The organism is Pedobacter arcticus A12, from assembly GCF_000302595.1.
GTDB classification, from domain to species: Bacteria; Bacteroidota; Bacteroidia; order Sphingobacteriales; family Sphingobacteriaceae; genus Pseudopedobacter; species Pseudopedobacter arcticus.
In genome coordinates this window covers 1,009,423-1,024,955 of the sequence record NZ_JH947126.1, presented here as the reverse complement: position 1 = coordinate 1,024,955, position 15,533 = coordinate 1,009,423, and the positions used below count along the sequence as shown (strand labels likewise).

The 15,533-nt window shown below is 36.3% G+C and carries 14 protein-coding genes; 11 read left to right on the top strand and 3 right to left on the bottom strand.

Annotation, left to right across the window (positions count from 1 at the left end):
• Positions 1–169: 169 nt before the first annotated feature.
• Both B176_RS0111515 and B176_RS0111510 read left to right on the top strand, forming a co-directional pair.
• Positions 170–1,267, top strand: coding sequence for a DNA cytosine methyltransferase (locus B176_RS0111515; protein WP_017258966.1), 1,098 nt, complete (start codon positions 170–172; stop codon positions 1,265–1,267).
• Positions 1,260–2,231: a HaeIII family restriction endonuclease gene (locus tag B176_RS0111510; protein WP_017258965.1), complete on the top strand. Its 972-nt coding sequence runs from the start codon at positions 1,260–1,262 to the stop codon at positions 2,229–2,231. Before B176_RS0111515 ends, B176_RS0111510 begins: the two co-directional genes overlap by 8 nt.
• Positions 2,232–2,466: 235 nt before the next feature.
• On the opposite strand, the gene B176_RS20300 is transcribed toward B176_RS0111510, so the two are convergent.
• From B176_RS20300 to B176_RS0111490, 3 genes are all read right to left on the bottom strand, one after another.
• Positions 2,467–3,642 carry a hypothetical protein gene (locus tag B176_RS20300; RefSeq protein WP_017258964.1) on the bottom strand — a complete coding sequence of 392 codons (1,176 nt, stop codon included), beginning with the start codon at positions 3,640–3,642 and terminating at the stop codon, positions 2,467–2,469.
• Between the two features lie 658 nt (positions 3,643–4,300).
• Positions 4,301–5,374, bottom strand: a complete 1,074-nt coding sequence (locus tag B176_RS0111495; protein WP_017258962.1) for an MBL fold metallo-hydrolase — start codon at positions 5,372–5,374, stop codon at positions 4,301–4,303.
• A gap of 3 nt (positions 5,375–5,377) precedes the next feature.
• Positions 5,378–6,259 (bottom strand): NAD(P)-dependent oxidoreductase, encoded by an 882-nt coding sequence (locus B176_RS0111490; RefSeq protein ID WP_017258961.1) that lies wholly within the window; start codon positions 6,257–6,259, stop codon positions 5,378–5,380.
• A gap of 202 nt (positions 6,260–6,461) precedes the next feature.
• Here B176_RS0111490 and mnmE point away from each other — a divergent pair, with 202 nt between their 5' ends.
• From mnmE to rplT, 9 genes are all read left to right on the top strand, one after another.
• On the top strand, positions 6,462–7,829 hold the full coding sequence (gene mnmE, locus B176_RS0111485) for a tRNA uridine-5-carboxymethylaminomethyl(34) synthesis GTPase MnmE (protein WP_017258960.1): 1,368 nt from the start codon (positions 6,462–6,464) through the stop codon (positions 7,827–7,829).
• Between the two features lie 206 nt (positions 7,830–8,035).
• Entirely contained in the window at positions 8,036–8,902 is an 867-nt protein-coding gene (locus tag B176_RS0111480; protein WP_017258959.1) for an AraC family transcriptional regulator, read from the top strand.
• Between the two features lies 1 nt (position 8,903).
• Positions 8,904–9,350 (top strand): hypothetical protein, encoded by a 447-nt coding sequence (locus B176_RS19485; protein ID WP_017258958.1) that lies wholly within the window; start codon positions 8,904–8,906, stop codon positions 9,348–9,350.
• A gap of 743 nt (positions 9,351–10,093) precedes the next feature.
• Positions 10,094–11,068, top strand: a complete 975-nt coding sequence (locus B176_RS0111460) for a 3'-5' exonuclease (RefSeq protein WP_017258955.1) — start codon at positions 10,094–10,096, stop codon at positions 11,066–11,068.
• 3 nt (positions 11,069–11,071) lie between these two features.
• Positions 11,072–11,941, top strand: coding sequence for an aldose 1-epimerase family protein (locus B176_RS0111455; protein WP_017258954.1), 870 nt, complete (start codon positions 11,072–11,074; stop codon positions 11,939–11,941).
• A gap of 272 nt (positions 11,942–12,213) precedes the next feature.
• The gene (gene thrS, locus B176_RS0111445) at positions 12,214–14,139 is read left to right on the top strand and encodes a threonine--tRNA ligase (protein ID WP_017258952.1); all 1,926 of its coding nucleotides are present in this window, start codon (positions 12,214–12,216) and stop codon (positions 14,137–14,139) included.
• A gap of 19 nt (positions 14,140–14,158) precedes the next feature.
• A complete protein-coding gene (gene infC / locus B176_RS19475) occupies positions 14,159–14,716 on the top strand; it encodes a translation initiation factor IF-3 (RefSeq protein WP_083852711.1) in 558 nt (185 codons plus the stop codon).
• A gap of 30 nt (positions 14,717–14,746) precedes the next feature.
• Positions 14,747–14,947 carry a 50S ribosomal protein L35 gene (gene rpmI, locus B176_RS0111435; protein WP_017258950.1) on the top strand — a complete coding sequence of 67 codons (201 nt, stop codon included), beginning with the start codon at positions 14,747–14,749 and terminating at the stop codon, positions 14,945–14,947.
• Positions 14,948–15,022: 75 nt separating this feature from the next.
• Entirely contained in the window at positions 15,023–15,367 is a 345-nt protein-coding gene (gene rplT, locus B176_RS0111430; RefSeq protein ID WP_017258949.1) for a 50S ribosomal protein L20, read from the top strand.
• Positions 15,368–15,533: the final 166 nt, after the last annotated feature.

Genomic DNA, 15,533 nt, shown 5'->3' with positions numbered 1-15,533 from the left:
GTTCTGTGAGAGGTTTAGGGGTGAAATCCCCCTTTGCCTACTCGACTAGGTGCTGACCTTCTTTTTCTTTCGTTCTGCACATAAAAAGCTATAAAAGTTGTCGATGTTGAAAATCTTATTGCCTTCTTTGAATTTCATTTACTACCTTTATTACTAAAATTTTTAGTTTATGAAAGTCGTTTCTTTTTTCGCTGGTGCTGGTGGTCTTGATTTAGGTTTTGAAAATGCTGGTTTCGATGTCATTTGGGCAAACGAATATGATAAAGAGATTTGGGAAACCTTTGAGAAAAATCATAAAAACACAGTTTTAGATAGAAGAAGTATTGTTGATATTCCTTCAAACGAAGTTCCTGATTGTGATGGAATTATTGGAGGTCCGCCTTGTCAAAGTTGGTCGGAAGCAGGTTCCAAAAGAGGAATTGCAGATAAAAGAGGTCAGCTTTTCTACGAATTCATGAGAATACTTGCTGATAAAAAACCAAAATTTTTCTTAGCTGAAAATGTATCTGGAATGCTCTTACCTGCGCACAAGGAAGCTTTAGCGAACATAAAACAGATGTTTCAAGAAATCGGTTACGATTTGTCTTTTCAATTGCTAAATGTTTCTGATTTTGGAGTTCCACAGGATAGGAAGAGAGTTTTTTTTATTGGATACAGAAAAGATTTAGGATTGAAATTCAGTTTTCCAGAACCTATGACAACAAATGATAAAATTACTTTACAAGATGTGATTTTTGATTTAAAGGATAATGTTCTACCTGCAAAAGAGGGGAATTATACAAATGGTGAGGATTGCGAAATTTCTAATCACGAATATATGATTGGGGGATTTTCTTCAATCTTTATGTCAAGAAACAGAGTTCGTTCTTGGGATGAAGTTTCTTACACAATTCAAGCTGGTGGTCGTCATGCACCAATACACCCACAAGCGCCAAAAATGAAGTTTATTGAGCAAAACTTGAGAGAATTTGTTAGAGGAAGTGAAGATTTATATCGTCGTTTGAGTGTTAGAGAATGTGCTAGAATTCAGACTTTTCCCGATACTTTTAAATTTTACTATAAAAGCGTAGTTGCTGGTTATAAAATGATTGGGAATGCTGTTCCTGTAAAAATGGGAGAGATTTTAGCCAATAGAATTTTAAAAGATTTAAAAGGATTGAAAGTCAAAAGTGACGTGAAAATGCAAAAAGTCATTACCAAAGTTAATGGTGGTGTTGTCCGTGAAAGAATGGTTGAAATAATAAATAATATTCCTGTAAATGCCTAAAGTTCCAAGTCAAACCATTAATGGGAAAGCATTTGAATATGCTTTGCTAAACCAATTTTTCGAGAGATTAGAGAAAATTACTCAGACGTCAATAGTTGATAATGCGCCATTTCAAACAGCTTTAAAATGTTTTGAAACTTTTGATGAAAAGGAGCAAGGTCAATACAAATTAGTCGCAAGTTTTGCGGTTAATTTCTTGCTGGATATTGAACCAAGATTGTCCAATGGAATAAGTGAAAAGGATATTTTACAATTAGAGATTGTTTCTGATAAAGAAGGTCAAGTTGGAGATGTTCGGGATGTTTTAGCAATTAGGTCGTTGCAAAAATGGGAAATTGGGATTTCTGCGAAAAACAATCATAGAGCAGTTAAACATTCTCGTTTGTCGAACGATATTAATTTTGGTCAAAAATGGTTAGGTTTTCCATGTAGTTCGGAATATTTTGCAGAGATAAAACCAATATTTGATAATTTAGCTGAATTAAGAACTGCGAGTAAAGCCACTCAAAAATGGAGTACGTTAGGCGATTACCACAGTTCGGTTTATATTCCAGTTCTGGACGCTTTCAAAAAGGAATTAGTTCGACTTGATAAAGAGAACCCAGGAATTGTTGCCGAGAGATTGGTGGAATATTTAATTGGCAACCAAGATTTTTATAAGATTATTAAGGGAAAAAGTAAAGTGGAAATTCAAGCTTATAATTTACACGGAACACTTAATTTACCTTTTGAAACTGTAAAACCAAAATTTAAAATACAACGCTTAAAATTACCAAATAGATTGATTGAAGTAGTTTACCAAGATAATTCTAAAACAACTTTGTTGGTTACTTTAAGTGAAGGTTGGCAAATTTCGTTCAGAATTCATAATGCAAGTTCTAGAATTGAACCGTCTTTAAAGTTCGATATTAATTTAGTGTCTGCACCACATTCATTGTTCGTAAATAAATTGTTTGTCGGTTAGTTTTCAAACGTTCGAGTTTGCATTGTTTGTTGTTCAGTAAGTTTGCACCTAACGTTTGGCGAATTTGTGTTGTAATGGCATAGAAAGCACAAACTTGTCTGCCCGTATAAATTTAGTTAATTGCGATGAAATAACGTAAAGCAGTTCAGCCATTATAATACAAATTTGTGGTTAGCTGTTGCCCTTATTTTTTTTGAATATGGACTTCTGAATATATTGTGAAATTATGTATGTTTCAAACCACAAGATTGATTAAGTCAAATACAGTATGAAAGTTTTTGAAATCATCTGCAGTTGCATTTTCACAAATCCATTTACAAAAGTTCTTCTTTTCATCTTTATTCACTTCACATATAGTATTCTCTGTAATTACTCCTCGCTTTGTTGTATGAACTTTTGTGATGTCAATGTATGCACATTTAACTGCAATTGCTTTTTTTACTATTGAATCTGGAAACAAATTTTCAATTCCTTTTGATATTAGATTTTGCGGTATTGTTTGAATTATTCGTTTATATACTATTCCAGTTTCCTCATCTTGCTTCTTCGTATCACAATCATATAAAAGCAATTTCTTTTGCGGAACAGTTTCCCAATTGTTGTCCTTATATATCTCCCAAATCTTATCAAGATTAGTATACCCCCCTCTTTGTCGTAATTCAATTTTTGCTAAAATATCCTGCTTATTGAGTAATTCTGATGCTTTAACTATAAATGTTATGTCATGTTCGCCTTCAACGAAAACAACTGGTTTGCTAAAAACTACCTGCTCAACCTTAGATTTAATTTCTCCTTTTGAATATGGAATACCATATCGTCTTGCAATTTCCAGATACTCGTCAGAAAGACCTTTAAGAAATTCTTGATATTCCTTACAATATTTTTTATCAACTAGGTCAGGTTGTTTATCAATACAGTAGAAATTGTAGTTAATGCGTTTCACTTTAGTGTGTTCTCTCTTCTTGCCAATAAATCCGAGGTAGCCACCGAAGTCCCATTCTTCATATTCTTCTAAGTGATTTCGTTTTCTGTCTTCTTTGCTGAAATAATCTTGCGTTTCTTTTTCTGCGTTGTCTTCAAAGGCTTTCAATGTTTTTTCATTCCAGTTACTAACAGAATTTTCAAGTTCATCTAATGAGACTTTTTCTTTAATATAATTGAAGTTTTGTAGCAGTTCTATGAAGTATGCGTCGATTGTTGTCTGATTTGAGGTGTTTATTATTTGTAAAATTTCATTTTCAAAATTTGGCAAACTATTTCTATATCCTTCTACTTTTGCTAAAAAGTAGTTTTCTGAATAAGGATATTTACCCTGTTGTGTGAGTATAAAATCATAAATATTCTCCCTGTTGTCGGTCAAGTCTAGAAGGTTATTTGTTGCAATATTTTTGAAAGGAAAAATTAGTTTCATTGTCTAAGTCATTTTTAATTTGGTTCAATATCCAGACTTCGTTTGGTAGGGTTACAGCTAACTTATATATATGTCCAACTCAATTGCACATATACAGCAGAAATCCGTTGTATATGTGTGACTTAATCAGCGCATATTTTTTTAAATATAAGAGATTATCCAAATCATTGAAAATATTTTTTGCTACTTGTAAATTTTTTACACTAGAAATAGATGCAGGTTTCTAGTTATTTTATTCAAATCTCTTACGCTTTATGTTTAAAGTCCTTTTTTGTAATTTAGCGAAGCGTTTCTTCGGATTAAAGAATGGTAAAGGATTCTCCATACTCTTTGCTTGCCGTGGTTTCGTTTAATGGAACTAGCGTTAATGAATGCTTATTATGAGCAGAGCGTTGTTCTTGTATCAATCAAGGAGTTGGTAAAAAGTAACTTGCGGATCTCTCCTGTCGTCGAGATGGCACCTTGGAAGAGTAGAGGTACAGGTGCAAACCGAATAAATTCCGTCAGACCTTTGTTAAATAAACGGGATTGAAGAGGATACCGGCCTCGTGGTTAATGCCTGTGGCGTATGAGCGGAAAGCCCGAATGCCTTTGTTGCTTGCATTACAGCACCTTTTCAAAAAAAAATAAATTTTGAGCTTGCTAGAAAAATGAACTTTTAATCTAGCCACCATTTTACGGTGGTGTTTTCCTTTCCAAAAAATAAAACCTCTCCAATTCTCGGCGTAAAAACATTTTGCGCTCCGTCTGTATTAGCGCTGAGCAATCTTTCAACGGGCTCGGTCCATGGGTGTACGGATAAAGTGAATTTTCCCCAATGGACTGGTAAAAGTGCGGCAGCATTTAAATCTTTACTGGCTTTTAAGGTTTGTTCGGGCATCATGTGGATTAAATTCCAGTATTTATTGTACTGCCCGCATTCTAAAATAGCTAAATCAAATGGGCCATGTTTCTCGCCGATTTCTTTAAAATGCGTGTCGTATCCAGAATCTCCACCAATGTAAATGTTGATTTGAGGTGTTTTAAGCGCAAAAGAACTCCAAAGCGTTTGTCCGCGTTTGAACTTTCGGCCCGAAAAATGGCGAGCTGGCAGACATGTGAATTCGAAACCGGCAACTAAGGCTGTCTCGTTCCAGTTAAGTGCGGTGATTTGTTCTGCGGGATATCCCCATAGTTTTAAATGTACATTAACGCCTTTGCCCGTAATGGTGTTTTTTACTTTAGGCCTGAGTTCGCAAACCGCCTTGTAATCCAGGTGATCGTAATGGTCATGGGTGATGACTAAAATATCAATTTCCGGAAAATCTGCGGGAGTATAGAGATAGCTCATTGAGTAGGGCTTCCCAAAAGAACCAAGAGGCGAAGCTTCGTGAAAAACAGGATCTACCAAAATACGTTTTCCATCCAAAATCATCAGGTAGGAAGAATGTCCAAACCAAACGATACAATTTTCTGAAAGTGCTAAACTTTTGAGGTCTGTTTTTACCACCTGTATGGCTTCGGCAGGATTCACGCTTTTTGGTCGCTTAAGCATCAGCGGAATCAGCTTTAGGTAAGTGCCGTTTTCCGTAAGCATAGGAGTGCTCGATTGGTTTTGGAAAGTTCCATCGCTAAAGTTGGGAAGCTCTTCAAAGTTTTGGGTGTTGGGCTTGGCGCCAAAAACTGCTTTGTTTAAAAAGCTTAAAATGATAAAAGCAATGATTGCAATTGCGAAGCTGGTATAGATTAACATCGTTTAAATCCCCGCATCTTTAGAAACGCCACCAGAAATCCCTTCTACCCAGTCGCTGTCTTTGTTGCCGTTTGCCAAAGCGCTTAATAAGCGGTTGTACACCAAATTTAATAAGGGTGCAGGCATTTCGGCATCTAATGCCATTTTGCTGGCTAGGCGAGCGTCTTTAAAGCCTAAGCTTGCCTTAAATCCTACGGGTTGGTATTGTTTCTTTGCAATTAGGCTTCCGTAGTTTTTATAGATAGGGGCATTAAATACGGTTTCGCCGAAGAAATTGGCAACCTGCTCTCTGTTTAAACCTTGCTTTTCTGCCAAGGTAAAGGCTTCGGCCATGGTTTCCATACTTGCCATAATCATAAAATTCCCCGTTAGCTTAACCACGTTTGCAGCGCCTGCATCTGTCCCGAAATCATAAACCGCTTGGCCCATCAATTCTAGAATAGGTTTTACTTTTTGTTTGATTGCATCATCGCCAGATGTACAGATAAATAGTTTAGCATCGGCCGCAGCATTTGGTCTTCCAAAGACAGGGGAGGAGAGGTAGTGTTGCTTTTTCTGTTGGTGTTTTTTATATAAATCTCGCGAGGTATCTGGAGAAATTGTGCTCATGCTTATATGGATTGCCTCACTTTCCATATTGTTTAAAAGGCCATCGTCGCCATCGCAGATTTGGTAGAGGATGTCGTCTTCAGAAAGCATGGTAATTACAATTTCTTGTCCGGTGCAAGCTTCTTTTATCGAGCTACAAACCTTAAAATTGCCAGTTAAGTTTTTGGCTTTTTCTATAGAACGATTGTAAACTTTAACTTGGTTTCCTGCATTTATTAAGTTTTGGGCCATCGGTAATCCCATATTCCCTAAACCGATAAAAGTTATTTTAAACATGAACTTTAAATTTATATGATTGTTGTATTTATACTGATTTTTAATATTTTATATTTTGACTTTCTTTATAGTTAATACGATTTTAACTTCAAAATAGCTCGTTAATCACTATGTTTTTTAACGATTTATCAAATATAACCAAATGACTTTATGTTTTGTTTCGACTTAAATCAAGCTAAACAAATCGTTAACTTTGGCGCTTATGAGTTTGTATCAAGAAGAGACCATCGTTGCATTAGCAACTCCAAACGGAATAGGAGCTATCGGCGTGATTAGATTATCTGGACCAGAGGCTATAAAGATCATTAATAAGGTTTTTAAGGGTAAAAATTTAGAACAGCAAGATAGTCATACCATTCATTTTGGAACGATTAGAGACCGCGAAAAGATTGTGGATGAGGTTTTGGTTTCCTTGTTTGTAGCGCCTAAGTCTTATACCAAAGAAAACGTGGTGGAGATCAGTTGCCATGGTTCAAAATATATTATTGATGCGATTATCAAACTTCTGATTAAACAGGGCGCAAGATTGGCGAAAGCAGGTGAGTTTACTTTAAGGGCTTTTTTAAATGGAGGTCTTGATTTGTCTCAGGCAGAGGCGGTTGCAGATTTGATTGCTTCAAATTCTAAAGCTTCACATCAGCTAGCTATGCAACAGATGCGTGGAGGTTTTTCTAACGAGCTGAAAGGGTTAAGAGAACAGCTGATTCACTTTGCATCGATGATAGAATTGGAGTTGGATTTCGGCGAAGAGGATGTGGAGTTTGCTAATCGTGATGATTTACGCAGGTTGATTGATAAGCTACACATTAATGTTTCTCATCTTATTCGCTCTTTTGATTTAGGCAATGTGATTAAAAACGGTGTGCCGGTGGTGATTGCTGGTAAGCCTAATGTTGGGAAATCCACACTTTTAAACGCCTTGCTAAATGAGGAAAGAGCCATCGTTTCTGATATTGCCGGAACAACGAGAGATACTGTTGAGGATGAAATAAATATCCAAGGAATTACTTTTAGATTTATTGATACCGCAGGGATTAGAGAGACGCAAGATATTATAGAAGCCAAAGGTGTAGAACGTACTTTTGAAAAAATTAAATCGTCGGCAATAGTTATTTATTTGTTTGATGCTGAAGAAACAGATGAAGTAGAATTAGCCCAGATATTGGCAGATTTAAAGACCGTAATCAATCAAAATAACAGTACGCTAATTGTGGTTGCCAACAAAGCTGATATCCATCCATTGGCAAATAGCACCGAAACTATTTTGCAGATTTCTGCGAAGGAGAAACAGAATTTGCAACAATTGGAAAGCGCTTTATTGGATGCCGTGAATTTAAACCTCCTGAATTCTGATGAAGTAATTGTGAGTAATATCCGTCATTTGGAAGCGCTTCAGAAAACGGAAGATGCTTTGAATCGGGTGATGGGCGGAATTGATAACCCAGTAACTTCAGACTTTTTAGCTTTGGATATTAAGCAGGCTTTGCATTATTTGGGTGAGATTGTTGGCGTGGTCACCACTGATGATTTATTGGATAACATATTTTCGAAGTTTTGCATCGGGAAATAAAAATAGAAACAATTAAACACTACAATTCATTTCGAAATACTTGTTCGGCCCTAGCAAATTCCCTGTTTTTCCACAGATAGATTTTTTTTGAGGACACGTGGATTTAATTTAGCAAAAGCACTAATTGTCGTCAAATCAGTAAAAAGTACCATAAATCAACCCAATAACACCGCTGTTGTCATACTTTTTGTAACTACTTTTGCCATATGAAAGCGAGCATTCCGGTTTTTGAATTGCATGAGATAGACGGAGCTAAAAGTGCCGATGTGATGATTGACCGCTTTGCAGATTACCTAAAGCGCAACCATCACTTGATTACCACGCATCGGCATTCCTTTTATCACCTTGTTTATTTCACAAAAGGAAGCGGTAGCCAGTTGATAGATTTTGAAAACTACCCCATCAATCCAGGCGTTATTTATTTTATGACCCCGGGCCAAGTGCACAATTGGGTCTTTGATACACCGCCAGATGGTTACATTTTAAATTTCGAACCCGATTTCTTCCATTCTTTTTTAGCCGATCCGGATTATCTTCAAAAGTTCAGCTTTTTAAACAGTGCTTTTGATACAGATTTATTTACGCTGGCAGGTGAAGAAGCAATGGAGGCAAAAAGAATTTTTGAAGCGGCTATTAAAGCTAAAACAGCAGAAAATCCCTATAGTGATGATTTATTGCGTTTACTTATTTTGGAGCTTTTTATTTTGGTAGGTAAATCCTGCGCTTCAAATGCCAATCAGCCTGTAAATTACAACCGCTTACTGTTGAATAATTTTAAAAAATTGTTAGAAACGCATTACAAGCAATATCAGTTTCCTAGAGATTATGCCAATTTACTTTATGTTACTCCCAATCATCTGAATGCGTTGTGTAAAGATCAATTGGGGGTTTCTGCAGGCCAACTGATTAGAAATAGGGTTTTGTTGGAAGCCAAAAGACTATTGGTAAATGCAGAATTTACAGTGCAACAAATTGCTGTTGATCTCGGCTTTAAAGATGCCTCGTATTTTGTGCGGTTTTTTAAGAAATACGAGCAGGAAACACCAGAAAAATTTAGAAAGAAAATTATATAGCATGGAAAATATACACCCCGTTCCACAACAAAACAGTATGCCCGAGTGGAAAGCATTTTTAGAAGCAAAATGTCCGCGTTGCAGGCATGGAGAGGTTTTTATGGGAGCAACTTATGCGCTAAATACCAAGAAAATGAATATGGTTTGCCCGGTGTGCAAGCTTAAATTTGAACGCGAGCCGGGCTATTTTTACGTAGCCATGTTTGCCAGTTACGCTATGAGCGTTGCCCAAATTGTTACTATTGGCGTAGCTGCTTATATTTTAGGTCTACCGGCAGAATATGATTACCTATGGCATTATTTATTATTGATTGGGATTGGTGTACTTGGTTTTTCGCCAATGAATTATCGGTATTCCAGAATGGCACTTTTATATTGGCTATCGCCAGGTTTAAATTACGACACTAAATGGGCAAGTTATGCTGTTCAGGAAAACGGAACTCTCTAAAAAATTACGCTATTGCAGGTAAAAAAAGACATACAGTTTAGTTTATACTGTCGCGGTAAGCAACTGATTGTTGATACTTATTTAAACGAGTTTGCTGATTTACGAGTTTTGATTATGGCGAAACTGCATTTAGATTTTTTTGGAGAATGCGGCGGCATGGGCAGATGTGTAACCTGCTTAGTTAACTTAAATTCAGATAAAGATGAAGAATTCGCTTGCCAAATTCCTATCAATTATAGCTTGCATAACTGTACAATTAAATTGATTGGAGACAGACTTGTTAAGTCCTAAATCTGGATTAATCTAAGCTATTTGTCAAAACCCAATACCTGTAACCGGTTATTAGTTTGTCGGTTTTGGTTAAATGGCTAACGTCTTTTTTGTATAAGCTAGGCAAAATCAATTTGTTAAGTTTATTAAGTAGTCGAAAAAAGGTTTTCATAATAGCGGTATTTCTTCAAAAATCATACCCACTTCAAAATTCCTTCCTTCTCTCCTTCAACATCCTCTAATAACTAATTCAAAATACCTCTTTTATACTCTCTAAAAAATAACGAACTTCATTTTTTTATATCCAGTCAAACAAATATGTCGAAAAACAATTCTGAGTACTCTTTTTGGAGCAAATACAAACATTTTGCAGGCAACGAGATCCTTCTCTATGTGATTATGGTATTCGGTATTTTATTAGGCATTATTATATTTAGCTAAGCGATTTTTAGCATCAAACCAAAAACAAATAAATGAAACTCAATTTAAAACGTCCGTTAGCTTTCTTTGATCTAGAGTCTACTGGTGTAAATGTTGCATCAGACAGAATCGTAGAGATATCTATCTTAAAAGCACTGCCAAACGGCGAAGAAGAAGTTAAAACACTTAAAATTAAACCCCTTATCCCAATTCCTCTAGAGTCGTCACTGATTCACGGTATTTACGATGAGGACGTAAAAGATGCGCCAACTTTTAAAGAGGTAGCGCAAGAAATTATTGAGTTTATTGGCGATGCGGATTTAGCAGGATATAATTCAAATAAATTTGATATCCCCATGCTGATGGAGGAATTTTTAAGAGTAGGGATCAATTTTGATATTGAGCACAGAAAATTTGTTGATGTGCAGAATATTTTCCATCAGATGGAACAACGTACTTTAAGAGCAGCGTATAAGTTCTATTGTGATAAAGATATTATAAATGCACACTCTGCCGAAGCAGATATTAGAGCTACTTACGAAGTGTTGTTGGCGCAGCTTGATAAATACGAAGGCAAAGAGTTTGAAGATAAAAAAGGAAATGTGAGCAAGCCTGTGGTTAATGATGTGGAAGGTTTGCATGCTTTTACAAACCTAAATAAACCAGTTGATTTTGCCGGAAGAATGGTTTTTAACGATGATGATGTAGCTTGTTTTAATTTCGGAAAGCATAAAGGAAAGCCCGTTACGCAGGTTTTTGAAGAAGAACCAAGCTATTATGCATGGATGATGAATGGTGATTTTCCACTTTATACCAAAAATAGGTTAGAGAAATTTTGGAAAGATCACCGCTCGCAAAAAAATGAAGCTAGGCAAGTTCAAAAACCTAAAGAACAAGCAAAACCAACCGCTCCAAAGCCCATCGCTCCCAAACCGGTACAGCAAAGCGAAGTTAAAAAAGAAAAACCAAGCGGACCAGCTAATGAGGATATGTTGCAGCAATTGGCAAATAAGTTTAAAAAAATATAGGTAATGGTTATACTTGAAAACGATTTTGTAAAAGCTACAATTAGTAGTAAAGGGGCGGAGATTCATTCATTGATAAATAAAGCCGACGGTACAGAATATATTTGGCAAGGTAATCCAGACGTTTGGGCTTTTCATGCACCTAATCTGTTTCCAGTTGTTGGTGGCTTAAAGGACAATACCTTAAACGTAGACGGAAAAGCTTTTACTTTAGGTCGCCACGGTTTTGCCCGACATGTAACCTACCGCAGGATAGAATCAACACCAATACAAGCAATCTTTGCTTATAGGTACGATGAGGAAACGCTAAAGGTTTATCCTTACAAATTCGAATTTCAGGTGATTTACCATTTAGAAGAAAAAAGTTTAAGAGTTTCTTACAAAGTGATTAATCTGGATTTGGGTAACATCTTTTTCTCTGTAGGAGGGCATCCAGCCTTTAATGTTCCATTTACCGAAGGTGAGAAGTTTGAAGATTATTACTTAGAATTTAGTACAGCCGAGGAGCTACATACGCATCAGTCTGGGAGCGACGGACTGCTAAGCGGTAAAACCAATTTAGTAACAACGGAACAAAAAAGATTGGCTTTAAGTAGAGATTTGTTTGTGAATGATGCACTAGTTTTTAAAAATATCCAGTCTAGAGCAGTGACGCTAAAAAGCAATAAAAGTGATAAACAAATAAAGGTAAGCTATCCTAATTTTAATTATTTAGGCATCTGGACCAAAGGAGACGCACCGTTTCTTTGTATCGAACCTTGGTTAGGCGTTTCGGATACTGCCGGCGAAGCAAAAGATATTTCAGAAAAAGAAGGAATCCAAAAATTAGGATACGGTCACGTTTTTGAAACAGATTTCTCTATTGAGGTGGGGTAGTAGTTAGTTAGTTAGTTAGTTAGTTAGTTAGTTAGTTAGTTAGTTAGTTAGGTTTTAGTTAGGTTTTAGTTTTTTTTCTCTCTCATAAAAACTTTCAAAATCAATCCATTTACGCATTAAATTTTCATATTTCCCTTTAGCAAATAGCTCCCTCTCCTTTGGAGAGGGTTGAGGTGAGGCTTTTTTTTTCGTACTTTTGCACCTCAAATAAAAACGCTCATTTGTATGAGTGTACGTTAAATATTTTTTACAACCTATAAATCATATTGTAGATGATTAAGATTACACTCCCTGATGGTTCAACAAGGGATTACGAAAAAGGAACCAATGCACACCAGGTGGCGTTGTCGATTTCCGAAGGTTTAGCTCGAAACGTTTTAGCGGCCGAAGTTAATGGAAAGGTAGTAGATTCATCAATGCCAATTAATGAAGATGCTAGCGTTAAACTGTTAACATGGAACGATACCGATGGTAAATCAACTTTCTGGCATTCATCTGCCCACTTATTGGCCGAAGCATTAGAAGCACTTTATCCAGGTACAAAATTTGGTATTGGGCCAGCAATTGAAACTGGTTTTTATTACGATGTAGATTTTGGCGACAGGGAGTTCTCTTCTGATGATTTTAAGAAAATTGAGGATAAATATTTAGAGTTAGCCAGAACCAAATCAGAATATGTAAAAGAAGCCGTAAGCAAAGCTGATGCAATTAAATATTTCGAAGAAAAAGGCGACGAGTATAAACTAGATTTGATCAAAGACCTAGAAGACGGAAAAATCACCTTTTACACTCAAGGTAATTTTACGGATTTATGCCGTGGTCCACATATCCCAAATACTGGCTTTATCAAAGCTGTAAAGCTGATGAACGTTGCCGGAGCTTATTGGCGAGGTGATGAAAGCAGAAAACAGTTGACTCGTATATATGGAGTAACTTTTCCTAAGCAAAGTGAGCTTACCGAATATCTTCACATGATTGAGGAAGCTAAAAAACGCGATCACCGTAAATTAGGTAAAGAACTAGAATTGTTCGCTTTTTCAGAAAAAGTTGGAATGGGTTTACCACTTTGGTTACCTAAAGGAACGGCCTTACGTGAGCGTTTGGTTAATTTTTTACAAAAAGCACAACAAAAAGCCGGTTACGAGCAAGTGATTACGCCACACATTGGGCATAAAAACTTATACGTTACTTCTGGTCACTATGATAAATACGGGGCAGACTCTTTTCAGCCGATAAAAACACCGCAAGAAGGAGAAGAGTTTTTCTTAAAACCGATGAACTGCCCGCACCATTGCGAGATTTATAAAACTAAGCCACGTTCTTATAAAGACTTGCCAATTAGGTTGGCCGAATTTGGTACAGTTTATAGATACGAGCAAAGCGGAGAATTACACGGTTTAACAAGGGTTAGAGGTTTTACTCAGGATGATGCGCATTTATTTTGTCGCCCAGATCAAGTTAAAGAGGAATTTAAAAAAGTAATTGATTTAGTTTTATATGTTTTTAAGGCTTTAGGTTTCGAGCATTACACTGCGCAGATTTCTTTGCGTGATCCAGAAAACAAATCGAAATATATTGGTAGTGATGAAAACTGGGAACTTGCTGAAGCAGCAATTATAGAAGCAGCCGCAGAAAAAGGTTTAAATACAGTTGTAGAATTAGGTGAAGCTGCTTTCTACGGACCAAAATTAGACTTTATGGTGAAGGATGCTTTAGGCAGAAAGTGGCAGTTAGGTACCATACAGGTAGATTATAACTTGCCAGAACGTTTTGAGCTGGAATATACTGGTAGCGATAATCAGAAACATCGCCCGGTAATGATTCACCGAGCACCGTTTGGTTCTTTGGAACGCTTTGTGGCTGTGCTGATTGAGCATTGCGCAGGTAACTTCCCATTATGGTTAACTCCAGAACAATTTATTGTGTTGCCCATCTCAGAAAAATATGAGGAATATGGAAAAAAAGTTTTAGAATCTCTTAATAATTCCGATATTCGCGGACTAATTGACTTTCGGGATGAGAAAATCGGACGGAAAATTAGGGATGCCGAAGTCAAAAAAATTCCTTTTATGTTGATTATAGGGGAGAAAGAGATGGAAGATGGTACGGTTTCTGTAAGAAAACATGGAGATGGCGATCAAGGGATTATGAGTATCGAAGAGTTTAGCAGTCATCTTCAAAAAGAAATTTTAGTTTAAATAATAAAGATGGAGGACAATCATTAGACCTAAATTAAATCCGAATAGAAGCAGAAGAACAACTGAGCCCGCTCATAATATCAATAAGCGTATTAGAGCAAGGGAAGTTAGGGTAGTAGGAGAGGATATAGAGCAGGGAGTTTACCCTATTGAAAAAGCATTGGCCATGGCAGATGAAATGGATCTTGACTTAGTTGAGATTTCGCCGAATGCCAATCCACCTGTATGTAAGATAGTAGACTATAACAAGTTTGTTTACGAGCAGAAGAAAAAGCTGAAAGAGATTAAATCTAACGCTAAGCAAACTGTTATTAAGGAGATTAGATTTGGTCCTAACACAAATGATCACGATTTTCAATTTAAATTGAAACATGCGGTATCTTTTTTAGAGAACGGAGAAAAAGTGAGAGCTTACGTTCACTTTAAAGGAAGAGCAATCGTTTATAAAGAACAGGGAGAAATTTTATTGTTAAAATTTGCTCAGGCTTTAGAAGACGTAGGAAAAGTAGAACTATTACCTAAATTAGAAGGTAAGCGTATGTTCTTAACAGTAGCGCCTAAAACGGGAAAAAATTAATATAAACAGGTTAAATTAACAAGCATTATTATGCCAAAAATGAAAACCAATTCTAGTGCAAAAAAGCGTTTTTCGCTTACTGGAACAGGTAAAATCAAAAGAAAGGATGCGTACAAAAGTCACATCCTAACAAAAAAGACCACAAAGCAAAAACGTAACCTTACTACCACCAGCTATGTATCAGATGGTGATTTAGGAAATGTTAGACGTATGCTTTGCATCGGAAAGTAATTAAATAATTAACCAGGGATTGGGTTTAAGTATCAGTTTAAATACTGGTCACCTCTTACCAAAAACAATTAAATTATGCCACGTTCGGTTAACGCAGTAGCGTCAAGAAGAAGAAGAAAAAAGGTCCTAAAATTAGCCAGAGGTTACTGGGGATCAAGAAGCAAGGTTTTTACCATTGCTAAAAATACTGTTGAAAAAGGTTTACAATACGCTTTCAGAGACAGAAAAGTTAAGAAAAGAGAATTTAGAGGATTATGGATACAACGTATCAACGCAGCAACGCGTGAACACGGAATGTCTTACTCTCAATTCATTGGAAAAGTTGCTGTTAAAAATATCGGTTTAAACAGAAAAGTTTTAGCTGATTTAGCAATGAACGATCCAAAAGCTTTCGCAGCTATTGTTGAGTTAGTAAAGTAAACAGAGAATACCGTTTTAGAAAAAAGGAGCTTAGCAATAAGCTTCTTTTTTGTTTTTATGAAAATCATATTCAAGATAAGAATTGCTTAGGTCAACTTGATATTCTGCCGTAGTAGTGAATTAAAGACGGGTAGGTCGTCATCTGTGAGTTCCTTTTACCAAAACC